The sequence below is a fragment of the Streptomyces sp. NPDC035033 genome (genome assembly GCF_040636735.1).
Lineage (GTDB): Bacteria > Actinomycetota > Actinomycetes > Streptomycetales > Streptomycetaceae > Streptomyces.
Window position 1 is genome coordinate 1 of record NZ_JBEZUZ010000084.1, and the last position, 18,225, is coordinate 18,225.

An 18,225-nucleotide genomic window follows, 5' to 3' on the forward strand; every position below is an offset into this window, starting at 1 on the left:
ACCCCGCCCCCCCCCCCCCCGCCCCCCGGCCCCCCCCCCCCGCTTTCGTGCGGCCGTCAGCAGACCCGGAAGGACTGGATGTCGTTGTCGATCCAGCCGGGAAGGGTGGCCCACTCCTCCCACGGGCCGATCCGGAAGACCTCACCCTGGTAGTTGCGCTCGCTGTAGAAGCAGAACGGCTTGCCGTGGTTGCTGTTGATGGAGGAGATCCGGTTGTCGAAGCCGCCCAGCCCCGGGAGCGACGGGTCCCAGTCGCCCTTGCTGCGGGTGAGCTGCTCTCCGCCGTAGTAGCTGTTCGTGTACAGGCAGAGGCTGAAGGTGTCGCCCATGCACGGGACGCTCGCGGCCGACGCGGGCGAGCCGCCCACTATGCCCAGGCCGGCCGTGGTGGCGGCAGCGGCGAACAGCGCGGCGATACGGGAATACTTCATGACGCTCCTCGTTCGGGGATCGGGAGCACCAGTCGACCACCCGCGGGTGCGAAGAACGGCCTCGTACCGCTCTCTCCTCCCGGAATGCGGGGCGGTGAGTACTTTCAGGTAACGCGGCTCCCGTCCGGCCGAGGGCGCGTGAGGGCGGGAGCCCGGCGGCGTGCGCGGAGACCGCGGCAGGGGAGGGACGGGACCGGCCCCCGCGCACGTGCGGGGACGCGGGGACCGGCTTCCGGCGGACCTTCCCGTCCTGTGGGTGTCCGTCCACGACCGTACGACCCCGAACGGCCGCCGTGCAGCTCCTGATCGCCCGTCCGAGCCCCGGGAGCGAGGACGGCCCACCCACCCGGCACCGGTGACCGCGGCCGGGCCCCGCGCGGCCCGGGCGCTGACAGGCAAGACCTCGGCGCGCACGGACACGGAGGCCCGCCCGGCAGGCGCCTACATTCCGGAACAAGCATCGATACGGGAGCGAAGAGGTACCCATGCAGTTCGGAGTCTTTTCCGTGGGGGACGTGACCCCCGACCCCACCACCGGCCGCACCCCCTCGGAGGGGGAGCGCATCAAGGCGATGATCGCCATCGCGCTCAAGGCGGAGGAGGTCGGACTCGACGTCTTCGCGACCGGCGAGCACCACAACCCGCCGTTCGTGCCGTCCTCGCCGACCACGATGCTCGGCTACATCGCCGCCCGCACCGAACGGCTGGTCCTGTCCACCGCCACGACGCTCATCACCACCAACGACCCGGTGAAGATCGCCGAGGACTACGCGATGCTCCAGCACGTGGCCGACGGGCGCGTGGACCTGATGATGGGCCGCGGCAACACCGGCCCGGTCTACCCGTGGTTCGGCCAGGACATCCGCCAGGGCATCAACCTCGCCCGGGAGAACTACGCGCTGCTGCGCCGGCTGTGGCGCGAGGACGTGGTGGACTGGGAGGGCACGTTCCGCACCCCGCTGCAGGGCTTCACCTCGACGCCGCGCCCGCTGGACGGCGTCCCGCCCTTCGTCTGGCACGGCTCCATCAGGTCCCCCGAGATCGCCGAGCAGGCCGCGTTCTACGGCGACGGCTTCTTCCACAACAACATCTTCTGGCCGGCCGACCACACCCGGCGGATGGTCCGGCTGTACCGGCGGCGGTACGCGTTCCACGGCCACGGCACCGAGGCGCAGGCGATCGTCGGCCTCGGCGGCCAGGTCTTCATGCGGAAGAACTCGCAGGACGCGGTACGGGAGTTCCGCCCGTACTTCGACAACGCGCCGGTCTACGGCCACGGCCCGTCGCTGGAGGAGTTCACCGAGCAGACCCCGCTGACGGTCGGCTCCCCCCAGCAGGTGATCGAGCGCACCCTGTCCTTCCGCGAGACCGTCGGCGACTACCAGCGCCAGCTGTTCCTGATGGACCACGCGGGGCTGCCGCTGAAGACGGTCCTGGAACAGCTCGACATCCTCGGCGAGGAGGTCGTCCCCGTGCTGCGCAAGGAGTTCGCGAACCTCCGCCCGGCCGGCGTCCCGGACGCCCCGACCCACGCGTCGCTGCGCGCCGCCCGGGACGGGGGCGCGGCGTGAGGCTGGTCGCCGTCTGCGCGGGGCTGAGCACCCCGTCCTCCACCCGCCTGCTCGCCGACCGCCTCACGGAGGCCGTCCGCGACGGCCTCGCCGCCCGGGGGCGCGAGGCGGAGGTGGAGGTCGTCGAACTGCGCGAGCTCGCCCTCGCCGTCGCCGGCCACCTCGTGACCGGGTTTCCCGCGCCGCCCCTGGCCGCCGCCGTCGACGCGGTGACGCGAGCGGACGGACTGATCGCCGTGACGCCGGTGTTCACCGCCTCCTACAGCGGCCTGTTCAAGTCCTTCTTCGACCTGATCGACCCGGCCGCCCTGACCGGTACGCCGGTCCTCGTCGCGGCGACCGGGGGAACGGCCCGCCACTCCCTGGTCCTGGAACACGCCCTGCGCCCGCTCTTCGCCTATCTGAGGGCGGTGGTGGTGCCCACCGCGGTGTACGCGGCCTCGGAGGACTGGGGGGCGGGTGGCGACGGGTACACCGAGGGCCTGCCGGCCCGGATACGGAGGGCGGGCGCCGAACTCGCTCTGTCGATGGCCGCCCGGCCGGAGACGGCGGGGGAGCCGGAGGACGAGGTCACCGCGCTGGAACGCGGGCTCTCCGACCTCCGGTTCGACTGAGGAGCCGAGGAGCCGAGGAGCCGCCGGCATCAGCGCACGGCGGCTCCCCCGGGGTGGCGGCGTCAGTGGTGGGCGTGGACGACGGCGTGGCCCTTGCCGCGACCGATCATCCACTTGTTGACCGGTGTGGTGACCACGAACGCGACCGCGAACCCACCGAGCAGGGACGTCCAGAACAGGCTGTCCGTCAGGTGGGCGTCCATGGCCCCCGGGACCAGCGCGATGATGCCGTTGTCGACGATCTCCATGACGGCGATCGACACGGTGTCCGCGGCCAGGGCGACCTTGAACGCGGCGCTCAGGCCGAGCCCGGCCCGTACGACGGCGGCCAGGGTGGTCGCGTAGCCGAACGCGAAAGCCAGCGTGATCGCCAGGGCCATCGTCGGGACGTTGCCCCATCTCAGGGAGGTCCCGATGACCATGCCGAGGATCTCGCCGACGGCGCACCCGCTCAGACAGTGCGCGGTCGCCTTCGCGGCCATGCCCCAGGTGGCGCCTGTCCGGTGATCGTGCGCCGCGGCTCTCGGCCCGGCGTCGTGCCGGGCGTGTGCCGGTCGGTGGGACGCCCCGTGGGAGTGGTTCATGGAGGTTGCCTCTCTGCTGGTGACCTTGTTCGGCGGGCAGGCACCGGTGCTCCGTTCCGCGCCCTTGATCTCGAATCACCGTAGGAAAGCTGATTCGGGCGGTTCTATCCCCAGGGCGCCTCCCGCTGTTCCAGGACTGCACGCTCGCGGAAACCAGCGACCGACCAGGTACCGGAGCCCTTCACCGCTCGCCCTTCCCGCCGAGGAGGCCGGCCACGGAGGCCGGCTCCTCGGACTCCGGCCCATCGGAGGACACCGGCCGGGGGCAGCAGGGCGAGACGGGCCGCCGTGCGCGCGACGTCCGCGCGATGGGGCCCGGCGGCGCGGGGAGGGACCAGGCGGGTGAGCGCCCCGCCGGCCCCGTGGATTGCGCGGCCAGGCCGGGCCGACCGAGACACCCGGCAGCCGTGGTGGTCTGAACACAGCGACCTCTATACCTATCTGTTAGGTGATCGAGGCCAATCCTGTGAGGGCGTGCCCTTTCGGCCCGACGTTCCAAACTTGGGTGCACGAAGGACGAGACCTTGCTCGAAGCGCGCCTGCGACTTGCCGCTGATACCTAACATGAATGTAATCCCTGTGTCGCCAACGGGCAGTGCCGCACGCCCTCGGCCGAGGACCGAACCCACCCATCCCTCATGAGGAGGGCACCACCATGCCGCACCCACCGGAACGAGCCGGGACGACGCTGTCACCCCCCGCGGACGGCACCCGGCTTGCCCACCGGCGCCCGGCGGGGCTCGAACTGCAGCGCCGGCCGCTCAGCCGAACCGAATCCGCCGTGATCACGAACCTCATCGGAGAGTCACCGCACATCACCGGCTACAGCGCCCGGGAATGGACCGGGGGCCGTGACACCTTCGCCTTCGTCGATCTCGACAGCGGGGAACTGGCGGGAGCGCTGCTCGTGCACCACCTCTGGGGCCGCTGGAGCGAGATCGCCGTGGTGTACGTCCGGGAGGAGTACCGGGGACGAGGGATCGGACGGGAGATGCTGCAGGGCGCTCTACGTGTTCTGCGCACATCGGAGCGCCACCTCCTGCTGTTCTTCTGTTCCCCCGGGATGGGGCGGATCGCCGAGCGCTCGGGCTTCCAGCTCCTGCCGAACGAGGCGGAGTTCGTCCGGGGCTCCCTGCGACGGAAGGTCTTCCTCACCGTCCTGTACAAGGCGCAGTGGCTGTGCAGCGCCTATCGGCTGCGTGAGATCCGCAGGAAGAAGCGGGAGTTCGGCTGCTCCTTCGACTTCGCGGTGGCCGTCCTCAGGCACGAGGGGAGCCGCTGACATGAGTGGAGCCACTGGCACGAATGCCGCTCCGCACGACGAACAGGTCTGGCACGGCTGGCTCACCGGCAACAGCTCCCTCCTGGAGGAGATCAACGCCTCCGTCCGGTTCGACCACCGCCTGGCCCGGCACGACATCGACGGGTCCATCGCCCACGCACGCATGCTCGCCGCGCGCCGGGTCATCACGGAGCAGGAGGCCGACGCGATCGTCGCCGGTCTGGAACTCGTCCGCGAAGAGATCCGGACCGGTGCGTTCACCTTCGATCCCGCGCTCGAGGACGTCCACATGAACGTGGAGGCCCGCCTGCGGACCCTCATCGGGCCCGTCGCCGGCCGCCTGCACACCGCCCGCTCGCGCAACGACCAGGTCGCCGTCGACACCCGCATGTGGGTACGGGACGCGATCGACCGGCTCGACGCCCTCCTGGCCCGCCTGATCACGGTCATCGCGGTTCGGGCCGAGGCCCATCACGGCGACGTGATGCCCGGCTTCACCCACCTCCAGTGCGCGCAGCCCGTGACCATCGGACACCACCTGCTCGCCTACGGGGAGATGTTGCTCCGAGACCGCGACCGGCTGCGGTCCGCCCGGCGACGCCTCGACGAATCCCCCCTCGGCGCTGCCGCCCTCGCCGGGACCGTCCATCCCGTCGACCCCGAGGACACCGCGCGGCGGCTCGGCTTCGGTCGCGTGTTCCGCAACTCGCTCGACGCCGTGTCCGACCGCGACTTCATCCTCGACTACCTCTCCGCCGGCGCCACGCTCGCCGTGCACCTCTCGCGCCTCGGAGAGGAACTGGTCATCTGGAGCACCCCGCAGTTCGGCTTCATCGAACTTCCCGAGCACCTGTGCGCCGGATCGTCGATCATGCCGCAGAAGCGCAACCCGGACCTTCCCGAACTCATGCGAGCCAAGTCGGGCCGGGTCTTCGGCGACCTCATGGCACTGCTCACCGTCATGAAGGGCCTGCCGCTGGCGTACAGCCGCGACATGCAGGAAGACAAGGAAGCGCTGTTCGATGCCGCCGACACCCTGGAGGTGAGCGTGCGGGCGGCCGAGGCGATGCTGCGCGGCATCACCTTCCGGACCCGGAAGACCCGTGCCGACGCCGCGCTCGGCAACGCCGTCGCCACCGACCTGGCCGACTGGCTCGTGGCCGACCGCTCCCTGCCCTTCCGCGAGGCGCACACCGTCGTCGCCGGCCTCGTGAAGTGGCTCGGCGTCCAGGGCAAGGAGCTGAAGGACGCCGCGCCCGGGGACCTCGCCGGGTTCGACGAGCGGTTCGCGACGCTCCCCGCCGAGGTGCTGACGGTCGAGCACGCCGTCACCCGCAGGAACTCGCCCGGCGGAACCGCCCCCGCCCTCGTGCGCGAAGCGGCTGCCGAACTGCACCGGCGCAACACCGAAACCGACTGAGGAGAAGACCATGACCAAGCGTGTCGTACTGGCGTACTCGGGCGGCGTGGACACCACCGCCTGCATCCCCTACCTGCGCGAGGAGATGGGCGCCGACTTCGTCGTGGCCATGGCCGTGGACCTCGGGCAGGGCGCGGAGCTGGGCCCCGTCCGGGAGAAGGCGCTGTCGGCAGGCGCGGACGTCTCCGTCGTCGTGGACGCCAAGGAGAGGTTCGTCCGCGAGTTCGGGTTCCCCGCGGTACGTGCCAACGCCCTCTACGACGGCCAGTACCCCCTGTCGTCCGCGCTCGGCCGCCCCCTGATCGGCGAGCTCCTCGTCGAGACCGCGCACGCGTACCGGTGCGGTGCCGTCGCGCACGGCTGCACCGGGAAGGGCAACGACCAGGTCCGGCTCGACCTGACCGTCGGCCTGCTCGACTCCCGCCTCGAGATCCTGGCCCCCGCCCGGGTGTGGCCCTTCAGCCGCGCCGAGACCATCGCCTACTCGGAGAAGTTCGGCATAGAGCCGCACGTCACCAAGGAGAAGCCGTGGGCCGTCGACCTGAACGTCCTCGGGCGCAACGTCGAAGCCGGCCCGATCGAGGACCTCTCCTGGGAACCGACCGAGGAAGTGTGGGCCCTGACCACGGCCCCCGAGGAGGCTCCGGACCACCCGGCCTACGTCACCGTCGGTTTCGACGCCGGAACACCCGTGAGCCTCGACGGCGAACGCCTCCCGGCGCTCGTGATCCTCGAAAGGCTGAACGCCCTCGGCGGCAACCACGGTGTGGGGCGCATCGACATGCTGGAGAACCGCGTCGTGGGCGTCAAGTCACGCGAGCTGTACGAGGCGCCGGGCATGCTCCTCCTCATCCGGGCCCACCAGGAACTGGAGAACCTCGCGCTGCCCGCCGACGTACTCGGCGAGAAGCGCCGCCTGGAAGCCGTCTACGGCAAGGCCGTCTACGACGGCCTGTGGCACGGGCCCCTGCGCGCCGCTCTCGACGCGTTCTTCGACTCCACCCAGCGGACCGTCACCGGCGCGATCACACTCAAGCTCTACAAGGGCGGCGTCTCGGTGGCGGCGCGGAACGCCGAGCGCTCCCTGTACCGGCACGAACTGGTGACCTATGGCAGCGACTGCGTGTTCGATCAGAGCAGTGCCGAGGGATTCATCGACATCTTCGGCCTGCCCAGCAGGGTGTGGAACCAGGTCAACGGCGGCTGACCGGTGCAGTTCCAGCCCGTGCTTCCGCACGACCGCGACGCCCGGCCGGTGCGCGAGGCCGTAGGACCGATCGTCGTCATCGGTGTCTTCGGCGTGACCCTCGGCGTCACCTATCCGCTGCTGTCCCGCATGCTCAAGGAGAGGGGGGCCTCCGACACCGAGATCGGACTCAACGGCGCGATGACTCCCTTGGGCATGGTGCTGACCGCGCTGGTGCTCCCTGCCCTGGTGCGCCGCTTCGGCCCCTGGCGGCTGATGGCGGCCTCGGCCGTCGGCAGCGCCGCCGTACTGGGCCTGCTCGCCGTGACCGAATCGCTCGCGTCGTGGTTCCTCCTCCGGGCGGTGCTGGGCAGCTGCGCGGTCGCCCTGTTCGTCCTCAGCGAGACCTGGATCAGCGAAGCGTCCGCCCCCGCCCATCGCGGCCGGCTCCTCACCGTGTACACCTCCGTCCTCGCCCTGGGGTTCTGCGCCGGTCCCGTACTGCTCGGCTTGTCGAACGGTTCCAGGGGCCCGGCTCTGGCGGTCGCGGTGCTCAGCCCGCTGGTCGCCCTCTGGCCGCTGTGGTCGGCGAAGGCCCGGATGCCCCCGATGGCCGCCGTCGGACGCCTGCGGGTGGCGACGCTCCTGCGCCGCCTGTCCGTCCTGCTGGTCGCGGTCCTGGCCGTCTCCGTCTTCGACGCGGTCACCCTGCAGTTCCTGCCCCTGTACGCGGACGCGCACGGCATGGCTTCCGGTGAGGGCGAGCTGGCCCTCGCGGCGCTGCTCGCCGGCCAGGTCACCCTGCAGTTCCCGCTCGGCTGGCTGGCCGACCGGATCGGTGGCCGCGGTGCCCTGCTGCTGTCCCTCACCGGGGGCACCCTCGGTGCCGTCCTGCTGCCGACGGCGATGGGGTGGGGGCTGTGGCTGTGGCCCGTGGTGGCCGTGTGGGGCGGTGTCGCCTTCGCGGGCTACCCCCTGGTGCTGAGCATCCTGGGCGCGGATCTCGACGGCGAGAGCCTTCTCCTGGGCAACACGGCGTTCGCCGTCGTCTGGGGCATCGGCGGGATCCTCGGGCCGCCGTACGCGGGAGCCGCCATGGACGCCGGCGGAGCCGACGGCATGCCCCTGTCCCTGGCCCTCCTGTGGGCGCTGGCCCTCGCCGTCTCGGCGGCGGCGCTCCGGCCACGGGGGCACAGCCGCTGAGGGGACGCCCGCTGCCCCCTAAGGCGGCGTTGCCCGGTAGATCGGGCACGTTCCGCCTCCGGACGGCGGCCGCGTGACGGCCGTCGGCGATGCTCGTGCCCCACACGCCGGATCGGCCGAGGAGGGCCATGCACAGCACGTTGATCGTGGCGCGGATGGAGGAGGGCTCCGCCGGCCGAGTCGCGCAGCTCTTCTCCGACTTCGACGCCACGGACATGCCCGAGCGGATGGGTACCCTCCGCCGGCAACTGTTCACCTACCACGGGCTCTACTTCCACCTGCAGGACTTTGCCCGGCCCGACGGCGGAGAACGCATCGAGCGGCACAGGCACGATCCCCGCTTCACCTCCATCAGCGCGGAGCTCAAGCCGTACGTCTCCGCCTTCGACCCCTCCACCTGGACCTCACCGTCGGACGCCATGGCGCGGTGCTTCTACCGCTGGGAAGCCGCGTCGTGAAACCGGATCCGGGAAGGAGGGTCGTGATCACCGGGATCGACGTGATCGCCCCCGGCGGCCAGGGAAAGAAGGACTTCTGGCAGCTCGTCACCTCTGGAAGCACGGCGACCCGCCGGATCTCCGCCTTCGATCCCTCCCCCTTCCGCTCGCAGATCGCGGCGGAAGTCGACTTCGACCCCGAGCGGTCGGGGCTCACACCCCAGGAGACCCGGCGCATGGACCGCGCGGCGCAGTTCGCCGTGGTCGCGGCCCGTGCGGCGATGTCCGACAGCGGGATCTCCCCGGCCGGGCTGAAGCCCGAACGGGTCGGGGTGGTGATCGGTACGGCCGTCGGCGCGACGGTCTCCCTCGACCGGGAGTACCGCGTCGCGAGCGACGGCGGCCGCCTGCACGAAGTGGACCACCGCTACGCGCCGAACCACCTCTACCAGGCCTTCGTGCCGAGCTCCTTCGCCACGGAGGTCGCCTGGGCCACGGGCGCCGAAGGACCCGGGACGGTCGTGTCCACGGGGTGCACGTCGGGCATCGACGCCATCGGCCACGCTGCCGATCTGGTGCGTGACGGCCTCGTGGACATCGCGGTGGCGGGTGCGACCGACGCCCCGATCTCCCCGATCACCGTCGCCTGCTTCGACGCGATCAAGGCGACCAGCCCGTGCAACGACGATCCCGAGCACGCCTCCCGGCCCTTCGACGCCACCCGCCAGGGGTTCGTCCTCGCCGAGGGCGCCGCGGTCCTCGTCCTCGAGGAGTACGAACACGCCCGCCGCCGCGGTGCGCACGTCTACGCCGAGATCGCCGGGTACGCCACCCGCTCGAACGCCTACCACATGACGGGCCTTCGACCGGACGGCGCCGAGATGGCCGAAGCGATCCGCGGCGCCCTCCAGGAAGCGCGGCTCCCCCCGGAGACGCTCGACTACGTCAACGCCCACGGCTCCGGAACCCGCCAGAACGACCGGCACGAGACGGCGGCCTTCAAGCGGGCGCTGGGGCAGCACGCCCACCGGACACCGGTGAGCTCCATCAAGTCGATGATCGGACACTCCCTCGGCGCCATCGGCGCCATCGAGGTGGCGGCCTGCGCTCTCGCCGTGGAACACGACGTGATCCCTCCGACGGCCAACCTCCACCATCCCGACCCCGAGTGCGACCTGGACTACGTCCCGAACACCGCCCGGGAGCACCGGACCGACGCCGTCCTCACGGTCGGCAGCGGCTTCGGCGGCTTCCAGAGCGCGATGGTCCTGGTGGCCCCGGCCGGGAGGAACCGATGACCGCCGCCGTGATCACGGGCCTGGGCATCGCCTCCCCCAACGGACTCGGGCTGCGGGAGTACTGGGCGGCCGTGCTCCGCGGACACAACGGCATCCGGCCGATCAGCAGGTTCGACGCCTCCGGTTACCCGGCCCGGCTCGCCGGCGAGATCACCGGTTTCACGGCCCGGGAGCACCTCCCCGCCCGGCTGCTGCCCCAGACCGACCGCACGACCCGGATGACACTCGCGGCCGCGGACTGGGCTCTGCGGGACGCCGGTCTGGACCCCGCCGCCATGGACTCGTCCGACATCGGAGTCGCCACCGCCGCGTCGTCGGGAGGCTTCGAGTTCGGACAACGAGAGCTCCGGAACCTGTGGAGCTCGGGTCCCGAGCACGTCAGCGCCTATCAGTCGTTCGCGTGGTTCTACGCGGTCAACTCGGGCCAGCTCTCCATCCGCCACGGCACCCGCGGCCCGAGCGGCGTGCTCGTCGGCGAGCAAGCCGGCGGTCTGGACGCGATGGCCCTGGCGCGGAGGAACATCCGCAAGGGGACGGTCGCCGTGATCTCCGGGGCGGTCGACTCCGCCCTGTGCCCCTGGGGCTGGGTCGCCCACCTCACCGGCGGCCGGCTCAGCACCGCCGACGACCCCCGCCGCGCCTATCTGCCGTTCGACCCCCGCGCCCACGGCCACGTTCCGGGCGAAGGCGGAGCCGTGCTGATCGTCGAAGCGCGGGAGTCGGCCGACACCAGGGGCGCTCACGGATACGGGGAGCTCGCCGGCTACGGAGCGACCATGGACCCCGCTCCGGGGACCGGCCGCCCGCCAGGACTGCGGCGCGCCGTCGAGCTGGCGCTGGAGGACGCGTCCGTCCTGCCCGAGGACGTCGACGTCGTCTTCGCGGACGCGGCCGGAACCCCGGAACTCGACGCGGTCGAGGCCGAGGCCCTGAACGCGGTTTTCGGACCCGGGCGGGTCCCGGTCACGGCTCCGAAGACGCTGACCGGACGCCTTTCCTCGGGAGCCGGCCCCCTGGACCTCGCCACTGCCTGCCTGGCCATGCGGGACTCCGTGGTCCCCCACACGGCCCACGTACGACCCCGCCAGGAGTACGAGCTGGACCTCGTCGTCGGCGAGCCGCGTCCGGGACAGGTCCGTACGGCCCTCGTCGTGGCCCGCGGCCACGGCGGATTCAACTCGGCGCTCGTGGTCACCGCGCTTACGGACAGATGAGGAACAGGCATGGAGACACCGGAATTCACCGTGGAGGAGCTCGCGGCGGAGCTGACCGCCGCGGGCACGGACGAGAGCCTCGACCTGGCCGGCGGGCTCGACACCGACTGGGTCGCCCTCGGCGTCGACTCGCTCGTCCTCCTTGAGACGGCGGGCCGCGTCGAACGCGCCCGGAAGGTCCGGCTGCCCGACGACGCCGTCGACGTCCTGAGGACGCCGCGCGATCTGCTGGCGGCCGTCAACGCCCTGCTCGAACCGGCCTCGGAGGCGAGAACATGACCACCGGCACCCCCGGGCCGCACCGGCGCGTGGCGCTGGTGACGGGCGGCACCAGCGGCATCGGCCTCGAGACCGTCAGGCAGCTCGCCCGGGGCGGCCACCGCGTCTTCCTCGGCGCCCGCACCGCCGAGAACATCGGCAGGACGATCGAGCTGTTCCGCCACGAGGGCCTGGACGTGGACGGCTGTCCCGTGGACGTCCGCTCGGACGAGCAGGTCCACCGCTTCGTCCGGGCCGCCGTCGACACGTACGGCACCGTCGACGTCCTCGTCAACAACGCCGGAAGGAGCGGAGGCGGGGCCACCGCCGACCTCGCGCCCGAACTCTGGCACGACGTCATCGAGACGAACCTGACCAGTGTGTTCCGGATGACGCGCGAAGTGCTCAACACGGGCGGGATGCGCCATAAGACGAGGGGCCGCATCATCAACATCGCCTCCACCGCGGGCAAGCAGGGAGTGGTCCTCGGAGCTCCCTATTCGGCCTCCAAACACGGCGTCGTCGGGTTCACCAAAGCACTGGGCAACGAACTCGCCCCCACCGGGATCACCGTCAACGCCGTCTGCCCGGGCTACGTGGAGACGCCGATGGCCCAGCGCGTACGCGAGGGGTACTCCGCGGCGCTGGGACTTCCCGTGGAGACGGTGCACGAACGCTTCCGCGCCAAGATCCCGCTCGGCAGGTACACGACCCCCGCCGAAGTCGCGGGACTCGTCGCGTACCTGGCGTCCGACGCGGCCGCCTCCATCACCTCCCAGGCCCTCAACGTCTGCGGCGGACTCGGCAACTTCTGACGACCGTCCCGCTCTCATCCCCTTCGAAAGGCACCGTGATGCCGGCACCCGAAACACGCGAGGCGGAACACAGCGTCGACGTCGCCGCGGCGGCCGAGACGGTCTACCGGCAGCTGGCCGACGTGGCCACCTGGCCGACGGTGTTCCCGCCCACCCTCCACGTCGAGCACCTGGAGGGCGACGGCGACACCGAGCGCATCAGGATCTGGGCCACCGCCAACGGCCGGGCCAAGCAGTGGACGTCCCGAAGACGCCTCGACCCCTCCCGGAAGCGCATCGAGTTCCGCCAGGAGGTCAGCGCCGCGCCCGTCGCCTCGATGGAGGGCGCCTGGACCGTCGAACCGCTCGATCCGCACCGGTCCCGGGTCCGGCTGCACCACCGGTTCCGAGCCGTCGGAGACGATCCGCACGGCCTCGACTGGATCGATCGGGCCGTCGACCGCAACTCGAACGCCGAACTGGCCGCGCTCAAGAGCCACCTGGAACGGCGTGACCCCGAGGTCCTCGTCTTCGAGGACACCGTGCGGATCCGCGGCCCCCTGGAGGAGGTCTACGCGTTCGTCGACCGGGCCGATCAGTGGCCCGTCCGGCTCCCGCACGTCGCCGCCGTCCGTCTCGACGAGGAGGAGCCGGGAGTACAGCGCCTGGAGATGGAGACCCGGGCGCCCGACGGCTCCACCCACACCACCGTCTCGTACCGCGTGGGATTCGCCCCCGGCAGGATCGTCTACAAGCAGACCATGCTCCCCGCCCTGATGACCCTGCACACCGGGCAGTGGACCTTCGTCCAGGACGGCGACGACGTGGCGGCCACCTCCCGGCACGCGGTGGTCGTCAACGAGCACGCGATTCCCCGCGTCCTCGGCGCCGCGGCGACCCCGGACCAGGCCAAGGAGTACGTGCGGTCCGCGCTCGGCGCCAACAGCCGCGCCACCCTCCAGCTCGCCAAGACGTCCGTCGAACGGCTCCGCTGACATGGACGCACAGGTCGTCGTGGTGGGCGCGGGACCGGTCGGGCTGATGCTCGCGGGCGAACTGCGACTCGGCGGTGCCGAGGTCGTGGTCGTCGAACGGAGGCGCGAGGCGTGCGGCGAGTCCCGCGCGTCGACGGTGCACGCACGGACGATGGAGATCCTCCACAGCCGACGACTGACCGATGCCCTGGGCTCACCCGCCCACGACACCCACGGGCACTTCGCCGGCATTCCCCTGGACCTCACCCTCCCCTGCGCCTTTTCGGGCGTGTGGAAGGTCCCCCAGCAGCGCCTGGAGCAGGTGCTGGCCGAGTGGGCGGGCGGACTGGGGGCCGAGATCCGGCGCGGGTGGGAACTCACCGACGTGCGCCAGGACCCGGAAGGGGTGCGGGCGACCGTCACCGGCCCCCGCGGCCCGGCCGACCTGCGGTGCTCGTACCTGGTCGCCTGCGACGGGGAGGACAGCACGGTACGGCGCCTGACGCGCGCCGACTTCCCCGGCCGGCCGCCGACGCGGTGGCTGCTGCGCGCGGACATCACCGGCGTTTCCCCGCGACCGCGCCGGTTCGAACGCCTCCCCAGGGGCTTCGCCGTAGCGGCATCCGGCACCGGTGGAGTCACCCGGCTGATCGTCCACTCGCACGCCGGACAGCGCCGACCGCCCTCCTCCGCACCGGACCTGCGCTCACTCCTGGAGGTCTGGCGCGACGTCACGGGCGAGGATCTGAGCGGTGCGGAACCGCTGTGGATCAACAGCCTCCACGACGGCAGCAGGCAGCTCGCCGCCTACCGTCTGGGGCGGGTGCTCTTCGCCGGCGACGCGGCGCACCAGCAACTCCCCGTGGGCGGACAGGCGCTCAACCTCGGCCTCCAGGACGCCGTCAACCTCGGATGGAAACTCGCCCGGCAGGCGACGGGCAGGGCCTCGCCCGGCCTGCTCGACAGCTACCACACCGAACGCCACCGCGCGGGGGCGGAAGTTCTCGACAACGTCCGGCAGCAGTCCCGGCTCCTCCTCGGAGGAGCGGAGACGGAACCGCTCCGGAGACTCGCCGGGGAGCGGCTCGCCCGCGAACCGGTCCGGTCGCGTGTGGCCGGAATCATCAGCGGCCTCGGCATCCGGTACGGCCGGGGCGACGGCGACGCACTGACCGGGGCCCGGCTTCCGGCCGAGGACCTCCACGACGACTCGGCCGAAGCACTCGAGGCCGCCGGACGCGCGGGCCGGGGAGTCCTCATCCACCTGGACGCGAGGCCCGTCCCCGTACGGACGGCCGACCTGCTCACCACCCCCGGGCGCGGCAGGGCCGGCGGCCGGATCCCGCCCTCCGGATTCGTCCTGGTCCGGCCCGACGGCCACGTGGCCTGGGCGGGCGAGGACCCGGCGGCACTGACCCGTGCCGTGAGGCAGTGGTTCGCGCCGCACGGGAACGACCCCGCGGACGGCTCGGTACCGGCGCCGACCCCGTCGGCATCCCCTTCCCCTTCGCCCACTGGAATGACGAGGTGACACAACGGTGCGGAGCGACGTCATCGTGATCGGGGCCGGACCCACCGGCCTCGTGCTCGCCGCCGAACTGCGGCTCGGCGGGGCGGAGGTCCTCGTCGTCGAGCGGCTGCCCGAGCCGACACGGCAGTCGCGCGGGCTGGGCTTCACCGCGCGGGCCATGGAAGCGTTCGACCAGCGGGGCCTCCTGCCGCGGTTCGGCGAGATCGAGACCAGCCCCCAGGGCCACTTCGGCGGAGTGCGCTTCGACTACACCGTCCTGGACGGCGCGCACTTCGGCGCCCGCGGCATCCCTCAGTCACAGGTGGAGCAGGTGCTCGCCGACTGGGCCGTGGAGCGGGGAGCCCGGCTGCGACGCGGATGGGAGGTCGTCGCCCTCGACGACGACGGCGCGTCCGTCGAGCTGACCTGCGACACCCCCGAGGGCCCCCGGAAGGTGACGGCCGCGTACGCGGTCGGCTGCGACGGAGGCCGGAGCACGGTCCGCCGCCTCGCCGGCTTCGCCTTCCCGGGAACCCCCGCGACCCGGACGATGTACCTCGCCGACGTCGCCGGCCTCGCCGTCCGGCCGAGACCCCTCGGCGAGAGGAACCCGCGCGGGATGGTCATGGCCGCCCCCCTCGGCGACGGCCTGGACCGCATCGTCGTCTGCCCGAGCAAGAGCCCCACCGCCGACGCCGACACCGGTTCCGCGCCGCGGTTCGAGGAGGTCGCGGCGGCCTGGGAACGCATCACCGGCGAATCCCTCCGCGGCGGCAGCGCCACCTGGGCCAGCTCCTTCACGGACGCCACCCGTCAGGCCTCCGAATACCGCCGGGGCCGGGTGCTGCTCGCGGGGGACGCCGCCCACATCCACCTGCCGGCGGGCGGCCAGGGCATGAGCCTCGGCATCCTGGACGCGATGAACCTCGGCTGGAAGCTCGCCGCCGTGGTCCGTGGCGACGCCCCGCCCATGCTGCTGGACACCTACCACCAGGAGCGCCACCCGGTGGCCGAACGGGTCCTGGAGCTCACCCGTGCCCAGGGCACGATCTTCCTGGGCGGCGAGGAATCCGAACCCCTGCGGACCCTCCTCGGGGAACTGCTCGAGCATGACGAGGTCAAGAGGCACCTCGCCGGGGCCGTCAGCGGGCTCGACGTCCGCTACCACGACCCCGAGGAGACGCATCCGCTCGTCGGCCGCAGGCTCCCGCCCTCCCCGCTGCGCACGGACGACGGAGCGACCAGCACGGCCCATCTGCTCCGGCACGGACACGCCGTCGTCCTCAACCCCACCGGCTCCGCCGCCATCAGGTCCGCCGCCGAACCCTGGAAGGACCGGGTGCTCACGGTGACTCCCATGCCTGTCGCCGACACCCCGCCGCCGGCGACGGACACCGTCCTGGTCCGGCCGGACGGGCACATCGCCTGGGCGGGAACCGACCCGGCGGGCCTGGCCTCGGCGCTCACCCGCTGGTTCGGACCGCGGACGCACCCGCGGTGACCCCCACCCCGCCGACGGGCGCGGAACCGGTCGATCTCTGGTCCGTGGACCTGCGGATCGTTCCGGCGAGCAGAGAGCTCCTCGACCGGCACGAACTGTGGACAGCGGGCAGGTTCCGCCGCGATGCGGACCGAGAGCGCTACGAACGCGCGCACACCGCGATGCGCCGGATCCTGGCGGCGTACGGGGCGACGACCGCCGGTGCCGTGCGCGTCACCCGGTCCGCCTGCGCCGGCTGCGGCGGGCCGCACGGCAGACCCGAACTCGTCGATCCGCCAAGGCCGCTGAGCTTCTCGATGACGCACTGCGGTGACACCATGCTGCTCGCTGTGGCGACCACGACGGTGGGCGTCGACCTGGAACGGGAGCCGCCGCACGGGACGGTCGAGCACGTCGCGGGGCGCCTCCACCCGCTGGAAATCGCCGAGCTGGAGGCCACACCACAAACGGACCGCCCCCGGGCCTTCGCACGGCTCTGGACCCGCAAAGAGGCATTCCTGAAGGGCATCGGCACCGGTCTGCTCGACGACTCGCTGCGCGCCCACGACCTGCGTCCCACGGCCGCGTCGCCCCACGGCTGGGCGGTACGGAACCTCACGGCTCCGCCCCGGCACGCGGCGGCCCTGGCCCTGCGGGCGGATCCCTCCTGCCGCGTCACCGTCCGCACACACCGCCTCGACCCCAAGGAACCCCCATGTCTGACAGCCGGTCCCCCGGTCGACTGATCCGAGAACTCCTCGCCGCGGTCATGGAACGGGACGCGGCCGCCGCGGCCGACCTCTACGCCCCGGACGCCGTCCACCGGAATCCGTTCCGCCCCGGCCGCCCGTCCGTCCGCGGCCGCCGGGCGATACGACGGCACTACCTCGAGGGCGTCTGTTCCGCCCCCGTCCGGTTCCACGCGGTCGACCCCCTGGTCATCCACGAGCTCCCGGAAAACGGCGTGGCCGTCGCCGAGTTCACGATGAACGGGGTCGTGCTCGGCTCCCGGGAACCGTACAACCCCTGCTTCGTCCTCGTGCTGCGGGCCCGTGACGGCCTGATCGAGGAACTGCGCGACTACGAGGACATCGGGGCGCGCCCCACGGCCCCGGGACGGGAAGGGCGCGCGAGCGACACGAAGGCCGGACCCGCGGGGGAGAACACGACGACGAAGGGAGCACAGCCGTGGACCTCGGACTGAACGGGAGGACGGTCCTCGTGACCGCCGGCTCGGGAGACGGAGTCGGCTCCGCCACGGCGCGGGCGTTCGCCGCCGAAGGGGCCCGCGTGGCGATCACGTACCACACCCGCCCGGAGGCCGCCCGTGCGGTGGCGAGGGACATCGAGACGCTCGGCGGCGAGGCGCTGGTCCTGCCGTACGCGCTCGGGGACCTCGCGTCCGTCGAGGCCGCCGTGGAGACCGTGCTCGACCGCTGGGGCTCTCTCGACGCGCTCGTGGCCAACGCCACCTACGGCCCCGTCCTCGCCCCCGGACCCTTCGAGGAGGTGCCGCCGGCGGCGTGGCAGCCCAAGATGCGCTCCGACATCGGCGGAACGTACCGGACCACTCAGCTCGCCGTCGCCGCGATGAGGAAGACGGGATGGGGAAGGATCGTCTACGTCTCCTCCACCGGCTGGGTGAGCGGTCGCGCCGGACGGACCGCCTACCAGCCCGCCATGGCGACCACCAAGGCGGCACTGCACGGTCTGGCCCGCAGCCTGGCGGTGGAGCTCGGACGGGACGGCATCCTCGTCAACGTCGTCAGCCCCGGGGCCATCGACGGAAGCAGGCTGCGGGCACGTCTGGGAGATCAGGCCGTGAAGGGACTCGCGGAGGCGAGCGCCACCGGCCGGATCTCCCGCCCCGAGGACGTGGCCGCCGCCATCGTTTTCCTCTGCTCGACGGCCAACCAGAACATCACGGGCATCGACCTGCCCGTGGACGGCGCTTCCCGCTGAAGCGCCA

At 72.1% G+C, this 18,225-nt stretch carries 19 protein-coding genes; 17 read left to right on the forward strand and 2 right to left on the reverse strand.

Annotation, left to right across the window (positions count from 1 at the left end):
* Nucleotides 1-56 precede the first annotated feature (56 nt).
* Nucleotides 57-431, reverse strand: coding sequence for a peptidase inhibitor family I36 protein (locus AB0E83_RS27455; protein ID WP_362117337.1), 375 nt, complete (start codon nt 429-431; stop codon nt 57-59).
* A 485-nt stretch (nt 432-916) separates the two neighbouring features.
* Here AB0E83_RS27455 and AB0E83_RS27460 point away from each other — a divergent pair, with 485 nt between their 5' ends.
* Together AB0E83_RS27460 and AB0E83_RS27465 are read left to right on the forward strand one after the other, a co-directional pair.
* Nucleotides 917-2,002 (forward strand): LLM class flavin-dependent oxidoreductase, encoded by a 1,086-nt coding sequence (locus AB0E83_RS27460; protein WP_362117340.1) that lies wholly within the window; start codon nt 917-919, stop codon nt 2,000-2,002.
* Complete coding sequence (locus AB0E83_RS27465) at nt 1,999-2,616, forward strand: FMN reductase (RefSeq protein WP_362117343.1); 618 nt, start codon at nt 1,999-2,001, stop codon at nt 2,614-2,616. Before AB0E83_RS27460 ends, AB0E83_RS27465 begins: the two co-directional genes overlap by 4 nt.
* Before the next feature lie 62 nt (nt 2,617-2,678).
* Here the strand turns inward: AB0E83_RS27465 and AB0E83_RS27470 are convergent, their stop codons facing one another.
* Entirely contained in the window at nt 2,679-3,200 is a 522-nt protein-coding gene (locus AB0E83_RS27470) for a DUF4396 domain-containing protein (RefSeq protein ID WP_362117346.1), read from the reverse strand.
* Nucleotides 3,201-3,981: 781 nt separating this feature from the next.
* On the opposite strand from AB0E83_RS27470, the gene AB0E83_RS27475 reads away from it, so the two are divergent.
* The 15 genes from AB0E83_RS27475 (at nt 3,982) to AB0E83_RS27545 (ending at nt 18,218) form a co-directional block, all read left to right on the forward strand.
* Nucleotides 3,982-4,482, forward strand: a complete 501-nt coding sequence (locus AB0E83_RS27475) for a GNAT family N-acetyltransferase (protein ID WP_362117349.1) — start codon at nt 3,982-3,984, stop codon at nt 4,480-4,482.
* Nucleotide 4,483: 1 nt separating this feature from the next.
* Nucleotides 4,484-5,902 (forward strand): argininosuccinate lyase, encoded by a 1,419-nt coding sequence (argH, locus tag AB0E83_RS27480; RefSeq protein WP_362117352.1) that lies wholly within the window; start codon nt 4,484-4,486, stop codon nt 5,900-5,902.
* Nucleotides 5,903-5,912: 10 nt separating this feature from the next.
* A complete protein-coding gene (locus tag AB0E83_RS27485) occupies nt 5,913-7,109 on the forward strand; it encodes an argininosuccinate synthase (protein WP_362117354.1) in 1,197 nt (398 codons plus the stop codon).
* Between the two features lie 18 nt (nt 7,110-7,127).
* Nucleotides 7,128-8,291, forward strand: a complete 1,164-nt coding sequence (locus AB0E83_RS27490) for an MFS transporter (RefSeq protein WP_362117357.1) — start codon at nt 7,128-7,130, stop codon at nt 8,289-8,291.
* Nucleotides 8,292-8,419: 128 nt separating this feature from the next.
* A complete protein-coding gene (locus AB0E83_RS27495) occupies nt 8,420-8,749 on the forward strand; it encodes a TcmI family type II polyketide cyclase (RefSeq protein WP_362117360.1) in 330 nt (109 codons plus the stop codon).
* Nucleotides 8,746-10,026, forward strand: coding sequence for a beta-ketoacyl-[acyl-carrier-protein] synthase family protein (locus AB0E83_RS27500; protein ID WP_362117363.1), 1,281 nt, complete (start codon nt 8,746-8,748; stop codon nt 10,024-10,026). The genes AB0E83_RS27495 and AB0E83_RS27500 overlap by 4 nt, the downstream gene beginning before the upstream one ends.
* On the forward strand, nt 10,023-11,240 hold the full coding sequence (locus tag AB0E83_RS27505; RefSeq protein ID WP_362117366.1) for a ketosynthase chain-length factor: 1,218 nt from the start codon (nt 10,023-10,025) through the stop codon (nt 11,238-11,240). The genes AB0E83_RS27500 and AB0E83_RS27505 overlap by 4 nt, the downstream gene beginning before the upstream one ends.
* Before the next feature lie 9 nt (nt 11,241-11,249).
* The gene (locus tag AB0E83_RS27510) at nt 11,250-11,519 is read left to right on the forward strand and encodes an acyl carrier protein (protein WP_362117369.1); all 270 of its coding nucleotides are present in this window, start codon (nt 11,250-11,252) and stop codon (nt 11,517-11,519) included.
* Complete coding sequence (fabG, locus tag AB0E83_RS27515; RefSeq protein WP_362117372.1) at nt 11,516-12,313, forward strand: 3-oxoacyl-ACP reductase FabG; 798 nt, start codon at nt 11,516-11,518, stop codon at nt 12,311-12,313. The genes AB0E83_RS27510 and fabG overlap by 4 nt, the downstream gene beginning before the upstream one ends.
* A gap of 38 nt (nt 12,314-12,351) precedes the next feature.
* Nucleotides 12,352-13,287: an aromatase/cyclase gene (locus AB0E83_RS27520; RefSeq protein WP_362117375.1), complete on the forward strand. Its 936-nt coding sequence runs from the start codon at nt 12,352-12,354 to the stop codon at nt 13,285-13,287.
* A gap of 1 nt (nt 13,288) precedes the next feature.
* Nucleotides 13,289-14,797, forward strand: a complete 1,509-nt coding sequence (locus AB0E83_RS27525; RefSeq protein ID WP_362117378.1) for an FAD-dependent monooxygenase — start codon at nt 13,289-13,291, stop codon at nt 14,795-14,797.
* A gap of 7 nt (nt 14,798-14,804) precedes the next feature.
* On the forward strand, nt 14,805-16,277 hold the full coding sequence (locus AB0E83_RS27530) for an FAD-dependent monooxygenase (RefSeq protein WP_362117381.1): 1,473 nt from the start codon (nt 14,805-14,807) through the stop codon (nt 16,275-16,277).
* Nucleotides 16,274-17,002 (forward strand): 4'-phosphopantetheinyl transferase superfamily protein, encoded by a 729-nt coding sequence (locus tag AB0E83_RS27535; RefSeq protein WP_362117384.1) that lies wholly within the window; start codon nt 16,274-16,276, stop codon nt 17,000-17,002. Before AB0E83_RS27530 ends, AB0E83_RS27535 begins: the two co-directional genes overlap by 4 nt.
* Nucleotides 16,972-17,460 carry a nuclear transport factor 2 family protein gene (locus AB0E83_RS27540; RefSeq protein ID WP_362117387.1) on the forward strand — a complete coding sequence of 163 codons (489 nt, stop codon included), beginning with the start codon at nt 16,972-16,974 and terminating at the stop codon, nt 17,458-17,460. The genes AB0E83_RS27535 and AB0E83_RS27540 overlap by 31 nt, the downstream gene beginning before the upstream one ends.
* Complete coding sequence (locus AB0E83_RS27545; RefSeq protein WP_362117390.1) at nt 17,445-18,218, forward strand: SDR family oxidoreductase; 774 nt, start codon at nt 17,445-17,447, stop codon at nt 18,216-18,218. Before AB0E83_RS27540 ends, AB0E83_RS27545 begins: the two co-directional genes overlap by 16 nt.
* Nucleotides 18,219-18,225: the final 7 nt, after the last annotated feature.